The following is a 19960-nucleotide window of genomic DNA, read 5'->3' as shown; positions in this document are numbered from 1 at the left end:
AGCAGGCGCTCGCCGGGCGGGCGTGTTTATGGAGTGGTTACAAATGGGGCTAGCGGATCTTGTCGGCCTTGCAGGAGCGTTTTTTTATCTCTTCGCCTATGCCCTGTTGCAGCTACGACTTCTGACGATAGAAGACTGGCGCTACACTCTCTTAAATGTTCTGGGTGGCGTGTTTCTGATCTACTCGCTGATATGGAATTTCAACCTCGGCTCGCTGATTTCACAGGTCGCCTGGCTGCTGTTCACCATCATCGGCTACGCGCGGTTTCTCCTGGACCGGCGCCGCAAGACACCTCCTGCGCAGGCATGACGGCTTTCAACGCGCGGTTTTATGGTTGTCTGCAATCAGCCAATCGGAAACCTCGCGCACAATTTTACGCTGGTGGCGATCTGCCGGTCGCATCAGGTAAAATTTGCCTTCCGAGCGCATGGCATGGGAATGCACAGGAACGAGCGCTCCGCTATCCAGTTGGTCGCGGATGAGCCAGGTCCACCCAAGCGTTGCACCAAGCCCCTGCGATGCCGCCGCGACGCAGAGGCCATAGTCTCCGAGTTTCCACTGGATTGCATCCTGTGGCGGCAACAGGTGTGACGAGCGCCACCAGTCGCTCCAATCCTGCCATTCCCGCATCGAATCTTCGATGGAGATCAAAACCGGTGCCCTCTGCTCCATAAGATTGGTCATGCCGCGGGCAGAAACGGGGACGACCTCCTCCTGGCCGAGTTCCGATAGCCAGACGCCAATCGGTCTTTCCTTGCGATAGAAAATAGCCAGGTCGAATTCATCCAGACGCAGATGTGCCACATCGTCAGTTACCCGCACCCGCAATTCGATGCCGGGAATATCGCGTTTCAGTTTCTGCAGGCGAGGCATGAACCATTGATCCGCAATCCCGCGAGAGCAGGCGATGGTGATTTGGCTGGCGCCGGTCCACGAGCGGACGCCGTCCGTGACACTTGCGATATCGAGGATCAGCCGCGATATATCGATCGAGTAGTTTTCGCCGATGGTCGTCAGTCGCACGCCTGTCGGCACGCGCTCGAAAAGCTTGGAGCCAATGAACGCTTCCAGCTTGCCAATCTGCCGGCTGACGGCGCTCTGCGTCAGGCCCAGCTCGTTGCCCGCGCGGGAGAAGCTGCCCAAACGGGACGCTGCCTCAAAAACAACAAGCGCCTCCAGCGGCGGCAATCTAAAAGACGGTTGCATTCAGGTTCCCAAAAACAGAGTTTGCGATCCGATACACCGCCGCCGCAAACTCTTCAATTTTTTTGGGATTCCATGCTGCGCTCAGGCTTTGCCACTAGCGCCTGTCTGTTAGCCTAGACTAGGGCTGACGGTCCGGCATTATCAGCCAGAACAACTGCACGAGGTCGCGCCAGGTTCGAGCCAGATCCTCGGCCGTCGATGTCAGCTCCCTGTAAATATAGATGCCCGCAAGCGCGAGAAAGGTTGCAAGCGTTAGAACGGCCAACAGCACCCAAGGCCAGATGAGGCGTTTGCTCTTTGGCTTTGGTTCGGGCTTTGTGTCCAGATTGGGGTTCAATCACCGTCTCCTCATTCGCTTGAGGACTATGACGAAAACCGCGGGACTGCAACCGGAGGGGATACATCGAGCCCCTTCAAACCACTGGCACATAAAAGAATAACAGGTCTGCATTGACTGGGGCGGGGCAGTGAGCCGCGCCGCTTTGACGCCGCTTAACCCTTTCGCAGTGATCGAAACGCGAAGCCGGCATCTGCCACAATTGTGGAGTTTTTGCCACGAAAACATCAAGATTCATTCAGCCACAGTTCACCGGCAAGGGCGCTAAATCCCTCCATCCCGGAAGGAGGGAGATGAAATGCGTAAGATGATTTTAAGCGCTGGAATAATTCTCGGTGCCCTGTTCGGCAGTGGCGCGAACGCTATGCCTGTCGGTCAACCGGCCGCACCCCTGGCATCCAACGTTCAAAGTGTGGACTATGCTTGCGGACGCGGCTTTCATCTATCGCCGCGCGGATATTGCCGGCCCAATGGACCGCCGAGATATGAGCGCGGCTGGGACAGACGTGATCGCTGGGAAGCCCGCAGGGAGTGGCGTGAACGTCAGGCCCGCAGAGAATGGCGCGAGCGCAGAGATTGGCGCGAACATCGCGAATGGCGAGACCGTCGCGACTATCGATGGTAATGAAAACAGGCCCTCTCCGAACCGGGAGGGCCTTTTCCGTCTGGGTGCGTCTTGAGTTTTTAGCGACGATCTTCAACGCATAGATTGATCGGTTTGCGCCAATTGCCGTCATCAGTCATTTGGGCCGAACTCTTCCCAAATGATCCAAGGTTTTGACGCGTTTGCCGGGGGTGCCACAGAACTGGTCGGTGGAAGTTCGACCTTTACTATCTTCCATCATAATGGGTGCAATGAACCAAGAATGTTCGGCCATCCCATAGCCCGTTATTCTAGTTTCCCGGTGCTGCGGCTGATCCTGCAAGAATGCCGCCATCGATGTTCAGTTCGGCCCCAGTCATATAAGTTGCCTCGTCAGATGCGAGCAGGACTGCGAGCGCGGCTACCTCCTCGGCCCTGCCAAAGCGTTGCATGGGCGTTTCTTTGACCAGCGCGGCTTCACGATCTTTGCGATCCGGGCCATTTCCCAACATCGGCTCCCACATCGGTGTCATCACGGCCGCAGGGTGAATTGAGTTGCACCGGATGTTCAGGCCCTGACCGGCGCAGTATAGGGCCACGCTCTTGGTGTGGTTGCGGACGGCGGCCTTGGATGAGGCGTAGGCCGCTGCCATTGGAATTCCGACAAGCCCTGAGCGTGAGGAAATGTTGATAATCGACCCCGCACCATTTGCTCGCATGGCGCGGATTGCATAACGGCAGCCCAGAAAAGTGCCATCCAGGTTGACCGCATGGACCTTGTGCCAATCAGCAAGTTGGGTATTTTCTGGATCATGGGCTGGCGGGGCCCCTTCGAACGGTCCTTCAAAGCCTGTTATTCCCGCATTGTTGACGACGACGTCCATCTTGGGAAATTGACTGGCAATTTTCGCCCAGTCTGCCTCGCATGCGACGTCGAGACGGACAAACCTCCCGCCGATTGAGCCTGCGGTCAACAAGCCGCCATCCACGTCTATATCGGTAACGATGACCTGTGCCCCCTCGTCAGCAAACGCTTGGGCGATAGCCGCACCAATTCCGCGTGCCGCGCCGGTCACGAGTGCGGTCTTTCCAGAAAGTCTGGACATGAATGTTCCTTTGATGCAAATGCTGAGCTAGCCAACGCGTCGTTTTAAAAAGACTGCGCTGTCATCGACGTAAGTCCGGATTATCGGCGATCTTTGTCCATGGTCATAAACTCCTCATCAGCATCCTTTATTTACCCACCACTGTCTTATTGGTCAAGAAATGCACCGTATTAGTCCGCCGATGGCTTCAATGGACGAACTCCACCGGCGCGCATAAGCCCGCTGGCATCTGTCATGCGCGGATACTCCAGTCAGGTTTCGACAAACAGCTTTTCGATCGCAAAATCGATGAAGGCGCGCAGCCGCGGCGCCATGAAGCGGGCTGATGGCCAGACAATTGAAAACTGGCCTGGTGCGGCGAGATGTTCGTTCAGGACCGTCTCGAGCAGGCCATCCCTGATGGCGTCCGTCGCCAGAAATTCAGGCATGTAAGCGAGCCCCATCCCGTCAATCGCCGCCGCCCTTATCGCCTCCATATTACCGCAGGTGAGGGCGATACGCATGCTCGACAGGGGGTTGTCGCCGTTTTCCAGCAGCCATTCCTGAAACCTGCCGGAGGTCGGAAAGCGGAAGCGCAATGCTTCATGTTCTGGCAATTGGCTGGGGTGCCGGGGCGTGCCCATTCGTTGAAAATAGTCCGGCGACGCGCATAAAATGAAGCGGAATGGACCAAGACGCCGCGCTATCAGGCTGGAATCATCAAGCTCGCCACTGCGGATTGCAGCATCGAAGCCGCCCTCGATCAGATCGACGCGCCTGTCGTTAAAGTCGAGTTCCAGATCGATATCGGGATAACGCCGGCGAAATTCAGGCACGATCGGCAGCAGAAAGCGGTATCCGATTGTCGGAAGCGTCACGCGCAGACTGCCGCGGGGCAGGGCCAGATTGTCCGTTACTGCTTCATGTGCGTCGCGCAGATCGGTCAGGATGGACCGATACCGCTCAAACAGGATTGCCCCTTCATTGGTCAGGGAGACCTGCCGGGTGGTGCGATTGAACAGCCGTACGCCCAGAGATGCCTCCAGTCGGGCAACGCTTTTTCCGACAGCAGAAGCTGACAGCCCCAGGCTCTTCCCGGCCTTGGCAAAATTCAGCCTTTCGGCAACCCGGACGAAGGCATCGATCTCGCTCAACTTATCCATTGTCACTGATTAGAGAATTTTAATCCGCAATGAAAGGCCCGTGAGGCCGATTGTCGAATTCATGTCGTCTGATGAGGATGGATGCCGATACGCGACCTTGGTGTCGCGATGCCATTTCACGATTGGAGTTCGCATGAACGACGCCCCTCATAGATCCTCAGCCAGCCGGAATTCGGTATTGGTGGCGGTGTGTCTTGCCGCCTTGACCCTTCCTTTGAACTTCTCTGCCGGTGCGGTTGCCACACCGGCTATCGGGCAGGACCTCGGGGGATCGCCTGCATCCCTCACCTGGATCACCAATGCCTTCATGCTGGCTTTCGGAAGTCTTCTGATGGCGGCAGGCGCGCTGGCAGATCGATATGGCAGAAGGCGGGTGTTCTTGATCGGCCTTGCGCTGTTTACCGGCTTCTCCTTTGCGCTTGGATTTGCGCCTTCGGTGTGGATCATCGATCTGCTACGTGCCGGTCAAGGCGTGGGCGCCGCCGCGGCCCTGGCCGGAGGTACGGCCGCACTTGCGCAGGAATTCGACGGCCACGCTAGGACGCGTGCCTTTGGGTTGCTTGGAACGACCTTCGGCGTCGGTCTTGCATCTGGTCCGCTGCTGACGGGATTGATGATCGAAACGGTCGGATGGCGGGCAATATTCCTTGCCGGCGGCCTGATCGGCCTCCTTGCCCTGATCCTCGGCCCGCCACGGATGCGTGAAACGAGGGATCCCAATGCGGCGGAACTCGACTGGCTGGGCGCTGCAAGCTTTACCCTCACACTCACCCTCTTCACCGTTGCGATGATCGAACTGCCTGTTCTCGGGTCTAACGGTCTCATCGCTTTCAGCACAGGATTTGCGTTTTCGCTTGCAGCCTTCGTCTTGATCGAAATGCGGGCGGCGCGACCGATGCTGGACTTATCGCTGTTCCGTTATCCGCGGTTCGTGGGGGTGCAGCTATTGCCAATCGCCACCTGCGCCTGTTTCGTTGTTCTTCTTGTTATCATTCCGTTGCGCCTCATCGGTATCGAGCAACAAGGAGCAATCGGGGCGGGGTTCATCATGTTGGGACTGTCGGCTCCGATGCTGGTGGTGCCTATAGTCGCGACGATGTTGGCGCGTCATGTTTCCCCGGGCATGCTCTGCGGCATCGGCCTGCTGATCGCCGCCTCTGGCCTCGTCTGGCTTGCCGGCTTCACCGCAGAGGATGGAGCCATGATCGTTCTGCCCATGCTCGTCATCGGGGTGGGCGCCGGCCTGCCATGGGGCCTGATGGATGGCTTGTCCGTTGGCGTCGTGCCGGTGGAGCGTGCGGGAATGGCGACCGGCATATTCAGTACCGTGCGGGTCGCCGGTGAGGGCATCGCGCTTGCAGTCGTCAGCGCCGCCCTGTCGGCATTGACCTCGGCATCCCTCGGACGGCTGGCGCCTTTGTCTACGCCCCTCTTGAATCAGACAGGTCAGCGTCTGGCAGTGGGCGACCTGGCGGGTGCAGCGGCAATATCGTCCCACATCGGGGACGACCTGTTGCGGGATGCCTATCAGACTGCGTTTTCGACACTTTGCTGGTGGCTTGCCGCGGTGACGACGCTATGCGCCATCGCAGTCCTTTTCCTGCTGCCCAATAGTGCTGCGGTCGCCGACAAGGTGACGGCTCCGTAGATTATCGGGAACGAACACGGTGTTCCCGATTGGGCGTGGATGAGGGGAGGCCAGTGATGCGGCCGAAGAACATTTGCGGGCATATCCTTTGATATGCTCCGCCGGCCCGCCTTCCGGGCGATCTCCTACTCATGTGCCGTTGTTCAATGAACTAGACTACGGGAGCAGGCAAGATCGCCTCTTTCACAGCCAGCTCTGCCATGGCGAGGGCGGCATCGCGGGTTTTGGCGGCGGCAATAAACCGGCCATTGTGGCAGAAACTCGCGCCTTCAATGCCACAAACGGCTTCCAGATCGCCATTTGTAAGGCCCGCCCATGCCGCAGGCAGGTCTGCCCGCAGTTCAAAGCCTTCATCTGCGCGACGGATACCGGTGAGACACCAGTCCTTGTCACGCGGGTGAACGACAAACAGCAGATTGTCTGCGCCCGCCTTCACAATGGCGGGCCGAAACGGCATGCCCATCGGCAATTCCAGAATATGACCTTCACCGGCATCGACGATAGCCTGCATTACAAGCGCCTCGGCGCGCAGTTTCGCAGCGCTTTTGGCTATTTTCGCCTCGACGAAGCTGCGGGCAATGACGAGCGCCGCGTGGAAACTGCGATCATCTGCTTCGGGGTCGGTCTCGTCAAAAACAGGTTTCAGAGTTTCCAGCAGGACAGGTAGCGTCAGCGCAACCAGCGGCCCGGCGACGGAGGGGCTGACCGCACCATTGTCGACCAGATCGACCGGCAGCACAAAGCTACCATCGAAAGAGGTATGGACGGTTTCGACATGTTCATAGGGGATGCCGAAGGCGGCAAGATAGTCCCGGCCGAAATGCTTCCAGATCAGTCCGAATGAACTATATGGCTGACCGTCATCCCTCAGCGGCGCGCCGCGCTGATGGTGATCGAATATCCTGCTTGTCGCGTCATAGGCGCCGCCGACATCGTAGATGATGCGGTCCACGCCGGGGGTGATCCATTCCGGCGCCCGGCTGCGGACGATGCGGGCCTGCGGGAAAAGTCGGGTCAGGATGACGCTGGACAGCAGTTCGTCGGCATGGAAGCCACCGGAATGGGTGACGAGAAAATCCGGGATCATGTCAGGATAAGCCTTGTTGCTTGCGGGAGGTCCGCCTGGAATTGAGGCACCTGATACCCTTTGCCCGACGCCATCTCAACCCGTCATTCGCCGCTTCTGTATCATATTGCCGGTGTGGGACTGGCTCCACTCGTAGCGGAAGGTAACGCCGCTCCCCTTATCGCCTTCTTGCACTACGTTTGTTTCCGTGTTTCGTATGTACTGGAAAACCCATACGTATTGCAGTCGGGGAGGAGCGGCATTTGCCTCTTCGTCAGGCGGCATCCAGAGAGAGGGTCAGGTCGGCGACCAGATCGTCGGGATGTTCGATGCCGATTGACAGCCGGATCGTGGAATCAAGCACACCAATGCGCTGGCGGATATCGGCCGGAACACCCGAATGCGTCATCGTTGCAGGATGGGAGGCGAGAGATTCCGTACCGCCAAGGCTGACCGCGAGTTTGAATATCGTGAGAGCGTTGAGGAATTTGAAAGACGCTGCCTGCCCGCCCGCAATGTCAAACGAGAAGGTCGATCCCGCACCGGTGCATTGATCTGCAAACACCTTGCCAACCGGGGACGCCGGATCGTGAAACGGCAGATAATGGATTTTCTCGACCTTGGGATGCGCCTTCAGGAACTCGGCCACCACCTTGGCATTGCTGTTTGCCCGCTCCATGCGGATTTGTAGCGTCTCAAGCGAGCGCCCGAGCATCCAGCACGAATGCGGGTCGAGCTGGGTGCCGATCGCTCCGCGTAATGCCTTCACCTGCTTCATGACATCCTTGCGACCGAGCGCTGCTCCGGCAATGAGGTCGGAGTGCCCGCCAACGTATTTTGTCAGTGAATAGAGCGAGATATCGGCACCGTGCTCGATAGGCCGCTGGAACACCGGACCGAGGAGTGTGTTGTCGCACGCGATGATTGGCCTGTGCCCCTGCTTCTGGCCGATCACGTCTGCAACGCGGCTGATCATGGGGATATCGACAATACTGTTTGTCGGGTTGGCGGGGGTCTCGATGAGGATGACGGACACCCTGCCTTTCGCCATCGCAGCCTCTGCGGCGGATATCACCGAGGCCTCGCTGACACCATCGGCGAAACCCACCGCCGAAACGCCGAAATTGTGGAAGGTCTTTGCCAGCAGCGTCTCAGTGCCGCCGTACAAAGGCTGGGAATGGAGTACGGTGTCGCCAGGCCGGACGAAGGCGAAAAGCGTCGTCGAAATGGCGGACATGCCGGACGAGAAGAGCGCACAACTCTCGGTGCGTTCGTAAACGGCAAGGCGGTCCTCGACGATCTCGCTATTGGGATGGTTGAAACGCGAATAGACGAGGCCTGCACCTCTGCCTGCGGGCGGCTCCTTGCGGCCGGAGACATAGTCGAAGAAGTCGCGACCGTCTTCCGCCGACTTGAAGACGAAGGTTGAGGTCAGAAACACAGGCGGCTTCACCGCTCCTTCCGACAATTCCGGATCGTAGCCGTAATTGAGCATCTGGGTTTCAGGATGGAGAGCGTGGTTGCCGATATGGGTTTTAGACGGATGCGGTGCGGTCATTTGCGGAAGGTCCTCCTCAACAGACGTTGAACTGTCCGCAGCTTACATCCAATCAAGCCAAAATACCTTGCATTCTGAAGCGTGGATATGTCTGATGAAGCAATATATTGCGGAGAATCGTGCTTTATGTCGCAAAAAATTGCAGATCCAATCGACCGGCGGATAGTCAAGGAGCTGTCTGCCGACGCAAGGATCACCAACAACGAACTTGCCGAGCGAGTCGGCTTGTCGGCATCTGCATGTCTGCGGAGGCTGCGACGGCTGGAAGAGACGGGGGTGATCAAAGGTTATTCCGCGATCGTCGATCCGGCAATCGAGGGATGGACGATGACCGCGCTTGCATCCATCCGCCTCAGTCGCCAGCACGATGACGAAATCCAGATGTTCGAGGCGGCCGTTCTGGACTGGGACGAGGTTCTGGAATGTCACCTCGTCACGGGTTCGAGGGACTACATGCTCAAGGTCATGTGCGGTGGGCTCGAGGACTACGAGCGCTTCATCAAGGAGAAGATCGCGAAGCTGAAATGCGTCGACACCATCGAGACCAGCTTTGTCATGAACACCATCAAGGCGCGGCGCATCTAAGCTTTGCTTGAGGCTTCGCGCCCGGTGTGTTCAAGCTCCGAGAACCGGAGCTTGAACCGTTTGGGGGTGCGATCGAACGACTTACTCGGCCGTCGCCTGGATATCGACCTTGTCGAGAAGAAGCATCGGGTTTTCAGACGCTGCAACCAGATCAAAAAGACCAAGGCCATTTGGTCCAGTGGAGCGGGCGGTAACCGTAAGAGTACCTGGGTTGTTGATGAAGCGAAGCAACGCGTCCACCGCACTCTTGAGTTTGGGCTGTTCAGCTGCGATCTGCTGCAAGCCCGCGCTTGCCACGAGTGTCAGAACACCGCGCACTTGATCCTCGGTCATGTCGTTTTGCAGAGCATACAGCTTGATAGCCTTGGCCATCATACCTTCGTCCTTGATCGTCAGCTTTACCTCGCGACCCGCGAGCCCCAGGAGGGCGGCCTGAGTACGATTGGTGTCGAAGGAGAAGAACTCCTCGGTGAACCCGCTCGCCAGACCGGAAAAATTGACGCTGCCAATATCCTTGCCGCGCATGGAGATTTCCCGGATCACCAGGTTCTTGTTCGGTTCATCCCAGCCGGCGGCAAGGGCATAAGACAGGGCGAGTGCCTCGAAACCCAGTTTGCGGGCTTCGACAAAAACTTCCTCGGTCGAATCTTCCGGGATCGGAAGAGAAAGGTCATCCTGCCTGATCACGATATCCGTGGGTATGCCGTTGAAGGGCTTTGTCAGACCCATCTCGAAATTCCTGAGCGTGAACTTGATGCGCTCAGGCACGCCCTCCGTCTTTTCACCAGTCTCGTCGTCTGTCTGTTCCGGGGCGGCGACGTCAACATTGATGCCTCCGACGCGGACGGTGCCCAGTTCCGGTATCAGGTGATTAAACGGGAAAGTCTCGATCTGCTTGTCGTCAAGCCCGACGATTTTGGAGAGACTCTCGATTGTGGAACTCCAGTCAAAGCCCTTGAGGCTTGCCTCGGCGACTTCGATCGTGTCGACGCCATTTCCGATCGACATGCCATTCAGGCCGAAGTCGAGCTTACGGCTGTCCATCTGCATATCGATACGATCAATGCCGACCTTGACCCTTTTGCCGGCAGCCCCTTCGCTTTCATCAGGCGCGTCGGCTTTGAACCCGAGCAACTGCATGTTGCTCTTGCCAATCATATCGAGAATGGACAGGGCCTTGGCGAAAATTGCCTGGCGTTCCTGAGGTGAAAGCTCGTCGGTATTTTTGGCCGCCGAAAGCGCGTTCATCGTTTCCAGAAGCGGCTCGGCCGGCATGCGGGCGCTGAAGCCGTCGCTGCGTATTTCATCGTAGGTGAAATGACCGTCTCCGTCCGAGAACGAGATTTTGCTGACGGAAAGCGGGCCATAGAGAAGCTTTGCGTCCTTATCTTCGGGACCCGCTTTTTCCGTATAGAGCCTTGCGAGGTAAGCGGCATCGAAGTCCTGTCCGGCTACGGCGCCGGTCGATACGACCAAGTGCTTCTTTTTCATCGCGCCAGTGCTGTCCGGTAGATCCATCTGGATGTCGTAGCTGGCGTTGTCGATGGAATATCGGGCGACCCGGCCTTTGGCGATGTCCGAGAAGGCTACGTTCTTATAAACAGTCTTCTGCTCGGTGGTGGCGATGGACTGCGTGAATGTCATCTCAGGCGTGGAAATACGCTCTGCTGCAAAGCGCTCTATGCGCTTAGGCAGAGAGTTGGCATTTCCGTCTCCGGATACTTCAGCCGCATCCGGTTTTGTGAACGCGGCATTCTCGACACGCGCATGCGCCATCGAGATCTTGCCGGTTGGCACATCAACATTAATGTCGTTCAGCTCCAGTGCGCCATCCAGGAAAGGAAATTTTGGACGTCCATCGATAGCTGCAATCCGGATGTTCTTGCCATCGGCAAGCGGCAAGGCCAGTTCGCGAATATGAATCTGCCCGAGGAAATCAACCTCAACGGAACGGGCAGTTGCGCCAGTGCGAGCAACGAGTTCGCTCACCTTTGCTTCGTAGAAGGCCTTACCCCCGATGACGCCTGCAGCAGCAACAGCAATAATCGCAACCGCCGCCCATAGAGCTTTGGTCCGGCCCTTACCGGTTTGGGTATTTACCTGTTCCACGAAATTGGTCCTCTCCGACGCGATTTGAAACTGCACGCCTTTTAAGCACGCGAAAGTTGCTCCGCAAGTGGGCGCTAGCGGGACAGTTGGAGAACTTGTCCCAAAACGCAAAACGCCGGGTCCGCTCCTGACCAAACATCAAACGGGACCGCCTGGCATTTTGCAGATCATAAAGGTCAAGAATGCTGGGCAGCGCCAACGCGGTGCCGGTTCGAGCGTCTCAGCTGCCGCCACTCACTGGACAATATAGTAGACATAGTCCACCATATTGTTTCCGACGTATGAAGCGTCGGCCAAAGCGAACAAAGTTACAAAAAAACAAGGGGAACTTATGTCGCATCCAACCACGTCAGCCGACGTGGTGCTGTCCGTTCGCAATCTCACGGTGGATCTTCCGCCGGGAATGGAGCGCACCCACGCGGTCAAGAATATCTCTTTCGACCTCCACGCAGGTGAAATCCTGTGCATTATCGGTGAATCCGGGTCCGGCAAATCCGTCACTGCCAGCACGATCATGGGGCTGTTGTCGCCCGTGATAAAAGTCAGCTCCGGCGAAATCCATTTCAAGGGAATGGACATACTTGCGGCCAGGGAAGATAAAATCCGGCCGCTGCGTGGTCAGGCGGTCTCAATCATTTTCCAGGATCCGCTCTCCGCGCTCAATCCGTTGATGACAATCGGGGATCAGATCGCCGAAGTGCTTGAAGCGCATGGCTATGGAACGCCTGAAACCCGCAAGACCAAGGTTCTGGATCTACTTGAAGAAGTCGGTCTTCCCGACCCGCCTCTGATGCGGCTGCAATATCCATTCCGTCTGTCTGGCGGACAACGCCAGCGGGTCATGATCGCCATGGCACTGGCACTCGATCCGGATGTCCTGATTGCCGATGAGCCAACAACCGCTCTCGACGTTACCACCCAGGCGCAGATCCTTGAGCTCATCCGCAAGATACAGAAGCGCAAGAACATGAGCGTCATGTTCATCACCCATGATTTCGGCGTCGTTGCCGAAATTGCCGATCGCGTCGTGGTGATGGAGAAGGGATATCTTGTGGAGCAGGGAAGGGCGGACCAGGTTCTGGTCAATCCCGTCCACCCCTATACCCAGCGACTTGTCGCTGCGGTGCCACGGATGCGGAGCACTGAGCGTTCAGTCAGCGAAGAAGCTCCCGTCGTTCTCAAGGTCGAAAATCTTGAGAAGGAATATCGCAGCTCCGGCTCGTTTTTCCGCAAGGCCCGTATCGTCAAGGCGGTCAATGGTGTCAGCTTCAAGCTTCACAAGGGCCAGACCCTTGGTATCGTTGGCGAAAGCGGGTCGGGCAAGTCCTCGCTCGGGCGTGTCCTGCTGAAATTGCTGGACGCGGATGGCGGTTCAATATGCTTCGATGGCCGTGACATAGCAGCGATGGACGAAACGGCGTTTCGATCGTTGCGACCCTATATCCAGATGATTTTTCAGGATCCTTTCGCGTCGCTTAATCCCCGCCATACGATCGGCAGGATCTTGACGGTCGGCCCCGTTGCCCACGGAATGGCTGTGCATGAGGCGAGAATAAAGGCTCTGGGAATTCTGAAGCTCGTGGGGCTGGATGAGCAGGCCTATGACCGTTACCCGCACGAATTCTCCGGCGGCCAACGCCAGCGCATCGGCATTGCCCGTGCACTGATGTTTGATCCGGTCGTCCTTGTGGCCGACGAAGCCGTGTCTGCTCTCGACGTTTCCATACAGGCGCAGGTTCTGGAGCTTCTGGCGCGGGTGCAGGCTGAAATGAAGGTGGCGATGATCTTCATCACCCATGACTTGAGAGTCGCAAGCCAGATTTGCGACGATGTGCTTGTCATGCACAAGGGAACGGTTGTCGAACAGGGGCCGCCGACAAAAATCTTCCGGTCGCCGGCCCATCCCTATACCCGCAAACTCGTTGCGGCGATCCCCGGTGCGGATTGGGAACCTGCGGCAACTGCCGTCGGCACATAACATCGAAGTCTGACGAGCCGGACACCTCGTCAGACTTTGCATCGCGCGACATCGAAGACCGATTGCACCGCCGGATTATCATGGATCCGGCGGCGCGAGAGGTTTTCCTTTTAAAGGTCTGATTTAAATAATAAAAATATGATTTCAGGAATAAAAAGTAGTTGCGTTTGTCTACTAATTATCCTTTCATTCAGTCACGAAACTGACATACGACATGGCCGAAAACCTGCACTGCGGCACGCCGGGAAAGCGTGTGCGCCAATGTCGATCTTTGACCATTCGAACGGAAACTTCATGTCCAAACCAACTGAAAACCCGCCGACATCGCCAACTGATATCAATCTCGACGTGCTTGAAGACACGCTGAGCTTTTACATCCGCACGATCAACCTTGCCGTATCGCGCGATCTCGATGCCCGGCTGGACGGGCTGGATGTGGCGAAGGGAACTGGAAAGATCACGACCCTGCTGCTCGTCGATGACTACCCGGGTATCCGTCCTTCAGTGATAGCTCATCTGACGATGCGGGACCGGTCTGCAATGGGCAGGATCATCGACCAGATGGTGTCGCACGATCTGATACGCCGGGAAGTGTCGCAGGAAGACAGCCGCGCCCAGGAGCTTTACATCACCGAAGCCGGAGCGGCGCTTGCAACGAAAATCCGGGAGATCGTTCCGCAGCAATCGCGCGATTTCTTCAGCTTCATCCCGGAAGACGAGCAGAAGCAGGTTATCGACATTTTGCGTCGCGCCTACCGCCATATTGTGAGGCTAGCATGATGGAACGAACGACAAAACGCGTTGCTCTCATATCCGGTGCAAGTCGGGGTATAGGCGACCATATCGCTGCTACTCTTCTTGGCGAAGGCTGGTCGGTATCGCTTGGTATGCGCAGCCCGTCGCTGCCGCAATGGGCTGTGGGTCACGAGGGACAGGTCCATCTTGCCCATTACGACGCAAATGATGCGAGTGCGGAGAAGCGCTGGGCCGATGAAGCGTATCAGCATTTCGGTCGTATCGATGCTGTCGTGGCCAATGCCGGCATCATGATACCGAAGACAGTGATCGAAGCAGACGACGAAGACATCGACGCCATGCTTGCGGTCAACGTCAAGGCACCGAGAAGGCTGGTTAAGGCCGCCTGGGAGGCGTTGAGCGAGAGCGGTCGTGGCCGGGTCATCATCCTCGCTTCCCTCTCCGGCAAGCGGGTGAAGTCCGCATCTGCCGGTAGCTATTCTCTCTCCAAATTTGCGGCGGTCGCGCTTGCGCATGCCATCCGACAGGCGGGCTTCGAAAGCGGCGTGCGCGCGACAGCCGTATGCCCCGGTTTTGTTGCGACCGATATGGCGACCGCCTTATCCGAACGGCCGGCGGATCAAATGACCCAGCCCGCCGATCTTGCCCGCATCATTGCCATGCTGCTGTCCTTACCGAATGAGGCTTCCGTCGCCGAATTCGCCATCAATTGCCAGCTTGAGGAGTTTTTCTGACATGCCCGGTCCTTATGTCGTTCCCGTCCATGGCGATGCGGAATTGCCGAAAGAAGTCGATGTCGTCGTCATTGGCGGCGGCATTATCGGCACCTCCACCGCGCTTGAACTCGTCGATCAGGGGCTGCGTGTTGCGCTTTGCGAAAAGGGCGGTATCGGCCACGAGCAGTCGAGCCGCAACTGGGGCTGGGTGCGCATTTCCCGCCGCGACCCACGCGAGGTGCCCTTGATGGCAGAATCGCTGCGCATCTGGGCGGATCTCAATCGTCGTACAGGGCGGGAAACTGGTTTCAAGCGTTCCGGCATTGTCTTTACATGCGCAAACGAAAAGGAATTTTCCGAGCACGAACGCTGGAACCGCAATCTGGAAGGCTACCAGATTGAAAGCCGCATGCTGAGTGCAAAGGAATTCAAGGCGAAATATCCTCATTCCAACATGGATGTCGCCGGTGCGCTCTATACTGCCGGTGATTGCCGGGCCGAGCCGCAGCGCGCCGCCCCGGCCATCGCCGAAGCTGCCCGCGACCGCGGCGCCTTCATCCTGACCGAATGCGCCGTGCGCGGTCTGCAGCTTTCCGGCGGCAAGGTGTCTGGTGTCGTGACAGAGCGCGGTGAAATTGCCTGCAAGGCGGCGGTCATGGCGGGTGGCGCGTGGTCCAGCCTGTTTCTCGGCAACAACGGTCTCGATCTGCCGCAGCTCAAGGTCATGAATTCCGTGCTGCGCACAAAGCCGCTGGAAGGCGGCCCGGAAGAGGCAATCTGGTCGAACGGTTTTGCGATCCGCAAGCGTCTCGACGGCGGATATACGATCGCTAACGGCTTCCAGAACATCGTCGACATCGTGCCCGCATCTTTCCGTTATGCACTGAAATTCCTGCCGGCTCTGCGGCATGAGTGGCGCTCGCTCGACCTGCGCCTGACTGGCCGCTTTTACGATGAATGGCGCATTCCGCGCCGCTGGGCGCTCGATGAGGCTTCACCCTTCGAATATAACCGCGTGCTTGATCCCGTTCCGGCCATGGACATGACGGACGGCGCCTTTGCCAAGCTGAAGAAGGCCTTCCCCGTTTTCGAAAAGGCCGAAATTTCGCAGCGCTGGGCGGGCATGATCGATGTGACGCCCGACGCTATTCCGGTCATCGACAATATCGACGCCATTCCGGGCTTTCATGTTGCAACCGGCTTTTCCGGCCATGGTTTCGGCATCGGCCCGGCGGCGGGAAAACTCATGGCTGATATCGTCACAGGCCGCAATCCGATTGTCGATCGTCGCGATTTCCGTTTCAGCCGCTTCAGCGACGGCTCGAAGATCGAGCTGGTCAGCGGCTTTTGAAATGAGAAGCCCGGCGGTCAGGTGCCGCCGATCCTTTTGACGCATGAGGCAGGCAACTGCTGATGGGAGTAGTACCGCCCAAAGAGGCGGAAGCAAAAATAATCGTCGTGTTCAACCATCGGATCAAGGGGAACTAAAAAATGTCCGACCAGAACAAGCCGCTTATCAATACCACCCGCCGCCAGGCACTCGGCCTTTTGGCGCTCGGCGCATCCGGCGTCGTCCTTTCCGGTCTTCCGGGTTTTTCCCGCGCCATGGCGCAGGACAAGGCCGCCAAAGGCCAGCTCACGGTCGGCTTCTCGCAGGAGCCTACCGTGTTCAATCCACATATGCCGCATATTGAAGTAGATGAAGGCATCCATTTCAGCATCTTCGACCCGTTGTTTTATGTCGACGAGAAAGGTGCCTTCGTGGCAGCTCTCGCCGCCGAAGTGCCGACGGTCGAAAACGGCGGCATTTCCGCCGATGGTCTCAACTGGAAGGTCGAGCTGCGTGACGACATCAAATGGCACGACGGCAAGCCGTTCACCGCTGAAGACGTGAAGTTCACGCTTGAACTTCTGGTCGATCCCAACTTCCGTTCATGGCGCAAGACCGGGCACGAATTCGTAAGGGATTTGACCGTGGTTTCGCCGACGGAAATTACCTGGAAGATGGAAAAGCCATTCGCGCCCTATCCCTCGATCCTTGCTTCCACATTTATTACGCCGAAGCACCTCCTAGGTGCGGAAGCTGACCGCAATACCGCCGCCTATAACAACGCGCCGGTCGGAACGGGCGCATTCAAATGGAAGGAGCGGGTTGCGGGTGACTACATTCTGCTCGACGCCAATACCGAGTATTTTGGTGATGGCCCGCATATAGAGCGTCTGGTCTACAAATACGTACCCGACCTGAATGTGATGTACACCCAGTTCAAGACCGGCGACATAGACGTGGTGGGCCTGCAATGGATCACACCCGACCATTATGACGAGGCCAAGGATCTCGCCGGCAAGGTGGTCAACGTCGTGCCCGGCTCGACGATTGAATCCCTCTCGTTCAACATGGAACGTCCACAGTTCAAGGAGCCGGCGGTAAGAGAGGCGCTTTATGCGGCGATCGACAAACAATCGATCATCGAGGCACTTTATTACGGTTTGCCCACACCCACCGAAAGCTACGTTCCGCAGCAGTCTTTCTATTACAATCCAGATCTTCCCAAGCATGAATATTCCATCGAGAAAGCTAAAAAGCTGCTCGACGATGCGGGCTGGGTGCCCGGGGCGGACGGCATACGCGCCAAGGATGGCGTGAAGCTCGCCTTCACCTGCTCCACGACAGCGGGCAATCACATCCGCGAACAGGTTCAGCAATACATGCAGCAATCCTTCAAGGATATCGGCGTGGAGATGACCATTTCGAACCTGCCGCCAGCTGTCATGTGGGGTGACTACTGGATGCTGTCGAAGTTCGATTCGGTTATCGTCGGGCTCGACTTCCTGACCGGCCCGGATCCCGATACCTCCGACTTCTTCCGCTCGACGTCGAGTGCTGCAAAAGGCGGCTCGGGCCAGAATACCTGGCAGTTCGTCAACAAGGACGTCGATGATCTTCTGGCCAAGGGCGGCAGTCTCTTCGTGCCGGAGGAACGCAAGGCCGTCTACCTGAAGATTCAGGAGATCATGCGCAAGGAACTACCGCTGTTGCCACTGTTCCAGTACGCAACAGTGCGTGGTCACAAGCAGGGCGTCGAAAACGTGAAGCCAAACGTCAATAACCGTATCGATACCTGGAACGTTGCGACCTGGCGTCTGGCGTAAAGCCTACCGCAGACAGGGCTTTATGCCCGATCCATGTGAAGTGCCGGCTTTGAAGCAGCCGGCACTCTTACGGCTATTCGTGGATGGTTGCTAGCCAGTTCCACGATGCGACCTGGAGTCTCATCATGCTGACCTTTCTTCTCCATCGAATATGGCAGAGCCTCGTACTTCTGCTGCTTGTCTCGATCATCGGTTTTGCCATCCTCAACCTCGCGCCTGGCGGGCCATTGTCACAATTTGCCCTGACGCCCGGCATGACGCGGGAGGCGCTTGATCGCATCGCCCACCAGATGGGTCTCGATCGACCCTTGCCGGTGCAATATCTCGAATGGGCCTGGCGCCTGCTGCAAGGCGATTGGGGGAAATCCTATCGCGACCAACGTCCGGTTCTCGATATCATCTCCGGGCATTTGTTTGCGACCCTGCTGTTGATGGTCTCATCAACCGTCGTATCCATCCTTGTCGGCACCTGGATCGGTATCAAGGGCGCGACCAAACGTTACACGCTGTTCGATTACACCGCCACGGTCGGGGCCATGGTCGCGCTGTCAATTCCCACCTTCTGGTTCGGGCTGGTGGCCATCTATGTTTTCGCGCTCAGGCTGAAATGGCTACCGGCGGGCAACATGTATACGATCGGCGATCAGTCTTTTTATGACTATGCAATTCACCTGATCATGCCGAGCCTGGTACTTGCCCTCGTCAACATCGCCGTCTGGAGCCGCTACATGCGGACTGCGACGCTTGACGTCATCAATCAGGATTTCGTCCGTACCGCCCGCGCCAAGGGGCTGACCCCGCGCCGGGTTCTGATGAAACACGTCGTCGGCAACGCACTTCTGCCAATGATTACCCTTGCCGGTCTGCAGCTTCCGACGATTCTCGGCGGCGCGCTTGTCACGGAGACGGTCTTTACCTGGCCCGGCATGGGCCGCCTGTTCCTCGATAGCCTTGGTTATCACGACTACCCCGTCGTGATGGGGCTTCTGATGTTTTCCGCAATCCTCGTGCTCATCGGAAGCTTGCTCGCTGACCTCATGGTCGCTCTCGTCGATCCCCGCATCCGGCTCGGATAGAGCCGGATCGACGAAACGCCGCACTCAATCGAAGGAAAGACCATGTCCGCTGCAACCCTCCATCCCTCACAGGCCGCACCGCGGTTCCACTGGTGGCAGAACCGCACGCTGCGCCGTTTCGCCCGCCACAAGCTTGCTGTGCTCGGCCTCATCATGATCACCGTCATGATTTTCGCCTGCGTGGTCGGGCCCTATCTCTTGCCTTACGATGAATTGTTCATCGATCTGCGCGCCCGTTTTGCCCCGCCGATGACCGGTTACCATATTTTCGGCACCGATCCGCTCGGACGCGACATAGCTGCGCGCCTTTTCAATGCCGGCCGCATTTCACTGCTGGTCGGGTTTTTCGCCATGGTGCTGTCGACACTGATCGGCACCATCATCGGTGTCGTTGCCGGTTATTATGGCGGGCGCATCGGCGCGATACTGATGCGTTTCGTCGACGCCTTTCTGTCTTTCCCGAGTATTTTCCTGCTTCTCGCTCTGGCTGCTTTCGTCAAGCCGAGCCCGTTCATGATCACGGTTATCATTGCCGTCACGAGCTGGATGGAAATTGCCCGTCTGGTTGAAGCGGAAGTGCGGTCTCTGCGCGAACGCGACTTCGTCATGGCAGCCCGTATGCTGGGCCTGCCCAATGGCTGGATCATGTTCCGGGAACTGCTGCCGAATGCTGTCGGCCCCATCATCGTTGCCGCGACCCTGACGGTCGCGCGTGCCATCCTTCTGGAGGCCTATATCAGCTTTCTCGGTTATGGCATTCAGCCGCCGCTGCCGAGCTGGGGCAATATGTTGAACGGAGCCCAGCAATATCTCGACAAGGCGCCCTGGCTCGCCATCGTGCCGGGCGTCGCCATCACGCTTGCCGTCACCAGCTTCAATTTCATCGGTGATGGGCTTCGTGATGCGCTCGATGCGCGCAGCGACCTGAACTGAAGGTGTC

The 19960-nt window shown here is 57.6% G+C and carries 18 protein-coding genes; 11 read left to right on the top strand and 7 right to left on the bottom strand.

Annotated features, from left to right (window positions below):
- Positions 1 to 43: 43 nt before the first annotated feature.
- Entirely contained in the window at positions 44 to 310 is a 267-nt protein-coding gene (locus AB4Z23_RS15740; protein ID WP_003517727.1) for a CBU_0592 family membrane protein, read from the top strand.
- Positions 311 to 316: 6 nt separating this feature from the next.
- Here AB4Z23_RS15740 and AB4Z23_RS15735 read toward each other — a convergent pair whose 3' ends face one another.
- On the bottom strand, positions 317 to 1207 hold the full coding sequence (locus AB4Z23_RS15735) for a LysR substrate-binding domain-containing protein (RefSeq protein ID WP_013761341.1): 891 nt from the start codon (positions 1205 to 1207) through the stop codon (positions 317 to 319).
- A gap of 118 nt (positions 1208 to 1325) precedes the next feature.
- Complete coding sequence (locus AB4Z23_RS15730; protein ID WP_025596007.1) at positions 1326 to 1544, bottom strand: hypothetical protein; 219 nt, start codon at positions 1542 to 1544, stop codon at positions 1326 to 1328.
- 298 nt (positions 1545 to 1842) lie between these two features.
- On the opposite strand from AB4Z23_RS15730, the gene AB4Z23_RS15725 reads away from it, so the two are divergent.
- Positions 1843 to 2169: a GCG_CRPN prefix-to-repeats domain-containing protein gene (locus AB4Z23_RS15725; RefSeq protein ID WP_013761339.1), complete on the top strand. Its 327-nt coding sequence runs from the start codon at positions 1843 to 1845 to the stop codon at positions 2167 to 2169.
- Between the two features lie 269 nt (positions 2170 to 2438).
- Here the strand turns inward: AB4Z23_RS15725 and AB4Z23_RS15720 are convergent, their stop codons facing one another.
- Both AB4Z23_RS15720 and AB4Z23_RS15715 read right to left on the bottom strand, forming a co-directional pair.
- Complete coding sequence (locus AB4Z23_RS15720; protein ID WP_112959731.1) at positions 2439 to 3233, bottom strand: SDR family oxidoreductase; 795 nt, start codon at positions 3231 to 3233, stop codon at positions 2439 to 2441.
- A 251-nt stretch (positions 3234 to 3484) separates the two neighbouring features.
- Entirely contained in the window at positions 3485 to 4375 is an 891-nt protein-coding gene (locus AB4Z23_RS15715; RefSeq protein WP_112959730.1) for a LysR family transcriptional regulator, read from the bottom strand.
- A gap of 133 nt (positions 4376 to 4508) precedes the next feature.
- On the opposite strand from AB4Z23_RS15715, the gene AB4Z23_RS15710 reads away from it, so the two are divergent.
- Positions 4509 to 6023, top strand: coding sequence for an MFS transporter (locus AB4Z23_RS15710; RefSeq protein WP_025596010.1), 1515 nt, complete (start codon positions 4509 to 4511; stop codon positions 6021 to 6023).
- A gap of 151 nt (positions 6024 to 6174) precedes the next feature.
- Here the strand turns inward: AB4Z23_RS15710 and AB4Z23_RS15705 are convergent, their stop codons facing one another.
- Both AB4Z23_RS15705 and AB4Z23_RS15700 read right to left on the bottom strand, forming a co-directional pair.
- Entirely contained in the window at positions 6175 to 7110 is a 936-nt protein-coding gene (locus AB4Z23_RS15705; protein WP_025596011.1) for an MYG1 family protein, read from the bottom strand.
- Positions 7111 to 7363: 253 nt separating this feature from the next.
- The gene (locus tag AB4Z23_RS15700) at positions 7364 to 8647 is read right to left on the bottom strand and encodes a cystathionine gamma-synthase family protein (protein WP_025596012.1); all 1284 of its coding nucleotides are present in this window, start codon (positions 8645 to 8647) and stop codon (positions 7364 to 7366) included.
- 126 nt (positions 8648 to 8773) lie between these two features.
- Here AB4Z23_RS15700 and AB4Z23_RS15695 point away from each other — a divergent pair, with 126 nt between their 5' ends.
- Positions 8774 to 9232 carry an Lrp/AsnC family transcriptional regulator gene (locus AB4Z23_RS15695; protein ID WP_013761333.1) on the top strand — a complete coding sequence of 153 codons (459 nt, stop codon included), beginning with the start codon at positions 8774 to 8776 and terminating at the stop codon, positions 9230 to 9232.
- 81 nt (positions 9233 to 9313) lie between these two features.
- Here the strand turns inward: AB4Z23_RS15695 and AB4Z23_RS15690 are convergent, their stop codons facing one another.
- Positions 9314 to 11341, bottom strand: coding sequence for a hypothetical protein (locus AB4Z23_RS15690; RefSeq protein ID WP_019566406.1), 2028 nt, complete (start codon positions 11339 to 11341; stop codon positions 9314 to 9316).
- A gap of 331 nt (positions 11342 to 11672) precedes the next feature.
- Here AB4Z23_RS15690 and AB4Z23_RS15685 point away from each other — a divergent pair, with 331 nt between their 5' ends.
- The 7 genes from AB4Z23_RS15685 (at position 11673) to AB4Z23_RS15655 (ending at position 19953) form a co-directional block, all read left to right on the top strand.
- Entirely contained in the window at positions 11673 to 13319 is a 1647-nt protein-coding gene (locus tag AB4Z23_RS15685; protein ID WP_112154432.1) for an ABC transporter ATP-binding protein, read from the top strand.
- A 294-nt stretch (positions 13320 to 13613) separates the two neighbouring features.
- Positions 13614 to 14099 carry a MarR family winged helix-turn-helix transcriptional regulator gene (locus AB4Z23_RS15680; protein WP_025596015.1) on the top strand — a complete coding sequence of 162 codons (486 nt, stop codon included), beginning with the start codon at positions 13614 to 13616 and terminating at the stop codon, positions 14097 to 14099.
- Positions 14099 to 14809: an SDR family NAD(P)-dependent oxidoreductase gene (locus AB4Z23_RS15675; protein ID WP_025596016.1), complete on the top strand. Its 711-nt coding sequence runs from the start codon at positions 14099 to 14101 to the stop codon at positions 14807 to 14809. The genes AB4Z23_RS15680 and AB4Z23_RS15675 overlap by 1 nt, the downstream gene beginning before the upstream one ends.
- Position 14810: 1 nt before the next feature.
- On the top strand, positions 14811 to 16142 hold the full coding sequence (locus AB4Z23_RS15670) for an NAD(P)/FAD-dependent oxidoreductase (RefSeq protein WP_035199278.1): 1332 nt from the start codon (positions 14811 to 14813) through the stop codon (positions 16140 to 16142).
- A 140-nt stretch (positions 16143 to 16282) separates the two neighbouring features.
- Positions 16283 to 17944 carry a peptide ABC transporter substrate-binding protein gene (locus AB4Z23_RS15665; protein WP_112959727.1) on the top strand — a complete coding sequence of 554 codons (1662 nt, stop codon included), beginning with the start codon at positions 16283 to 16285 and terminating at the stop codon, positions 17942 to 17944.
- Between the two features lie 125 nt (positions 17945 to 18069).
- Positions 18070 to 19020, top strand: a complete 951-nt coding sequence (locus AB4Z23_RS15660; protein WP_013761327.1) for an ABC transporter permease — start codon at positions 18070 to 18072, stop codon at positions 19018 to 19020.
- Between the two features lie 42 nt (positions 19021 to 19062).
- The gene (locus AB4Z23_RS15655; RefSeq protein WP_003517690.1) at positions 19063 to 19953 is read left to right on the top strand and encodes an ABC transporter permease; all 891 of its coding nucleotides are present in this window, start codon (positions 19063 to 19065) and stop codon (positions 19951 to 19953) included.
- Positions 19954 to 19960: the final 7 nt, after the last annotated feature.

The sequence above is a fragment of the Agrobacterium sp. MCAB5 genome (genome assembly GCF_052114365.1).
In the GTDB taxonomy this organism is placed as follows: Bacteria; Pseudomonadota; Alphaproteobacteria; order Rhizobiales; family Rhizobiaceae; genus Agrobacterium; species Agrobacterium tumefaciens.
Note: the sequence above shows the minus strand (reverse complement) of the source record. Positions and strands in the feature narration are given on the sequence as shown.

Excerpts from the sequence above, each read along its gene's own strand:
- AB4Z23_RS15720 (WP_112959731.1), bottom strand. The coding sequence starts at position 3,233 with ATGTCCAGACTTTCTGGAAAGACCGCACTCGTGACCGGCGCGGCACGC.
- AB4Z23_RS15665 (WP_112959727.1), top strand. The coding sequence starts at position 16,283 with ATGTCCGACCAGAACAAGCCGCTTATCAATACCACCCGCCGCCAGGCA.
- AB4Z23_RS15670 (WP_035199278.1), top strand. The coding sequence starts at position 14,811 with ATGCCCGGTCCTTATGTCGTTCCCGTCCATGGCGATGCGGAATTGCCG.
- AB4Z23_RS15660 (WP_013761327.1), top strand. The coding sequence starts at position 18,070 with ATGCTGACCTTTCTTCTCCATCGAATATGGCAGAGCCTCGTACTTCTG.
- AB4Z23_RS15685 (WP_112154432.1), top strand. The coding sequence starts at position 11,673 with ATGTCGCATCCAACCACGTCAGCCGACGTGGTGCTGTCCGTTCGCAAT.
- AB4Z23_RS15740 (WP_003517727.1), top strand. The coding sequence starts at position 44 with ATGGGGCTAGCGGATCTTGTCGGCCTTGCAGGAGCGTTTTTTTATCTC.
- AB4Z23_RS15715 (WP_112959730.1), bottom strand. The coding sequence starts at position 4,375 with ATGGATAAGTTGAGCGAGATCGATGCCTTCGTCCGGGTTGCCGAAAGG.
- AB4Z23_RS15680 (WP_025596015.1), top strand. The coding sequence starts at position 13,614 with ATGTCCAAACCAACTGAAAACCCGCCGACATCGCCAACTGATATCAAT.
- AB4Z23_RS15725 (WP_013761339.1), top strand. The coding sequence starts at position 1,843 with ATGCGTAAGATGATTTTAAGCGCTGGAATAATTCTCGGTGCCCTGTTC.
- AB4Z23_RS15700 (WP_025596012.1), bottom strand. The coding sequence starts at position 8,647 with ATGACCGCACCGCATCCGTCTAAAACCCATATCGGCAACCACGCTCTC.
- AB4Z23_RS15705 (WP_025596011.1), bottom strand. The coding sequence starts at position 7,110 with ATGATCCCGGATTTTCTCGTCACCCATTCCGGTGGCTTCCATGCCGAC.
- AB4Z23_RS15675 (WP_025596016.1), top strand. The coding sequence starts at position 14,099 with ATGGAACGAACGACAAAACGCGTTGCTCTCATATCCGGTGCAAGTCGG.
- AB4Z23_RS15735 (WP_013761341.1), bottom strand. The coding sequence starts at position 1,207 with ATGCAACCGTCTTTTAGATTGCCGCCGCTGGAGGCGCTTGTTGTTTTT.
- AB4Z23_RS15695 (WP_013761333.1), top strand. The coding sequence starts at position 8,774 with ATGTCGCAAAAAATTGCAGATCCAATCGACCGGCGGATAGTCAAGGAG.
- AB4Z23_RS15710 (WP_025596010.1), top strand. The coding sequence starts at position 4,509 with ATGAACGACGCCCCTCATAGATCCTCAGCCAGCCGGAATTCGGTATTG.
- AB4Z23_RS15655 (WP_003517690.1), top strand. The coding sequence starts at position 19,063 with ATGTCCGCTGCAACCCTCCATCCCTCACAGGCCGCACCGCGGTTCCAC.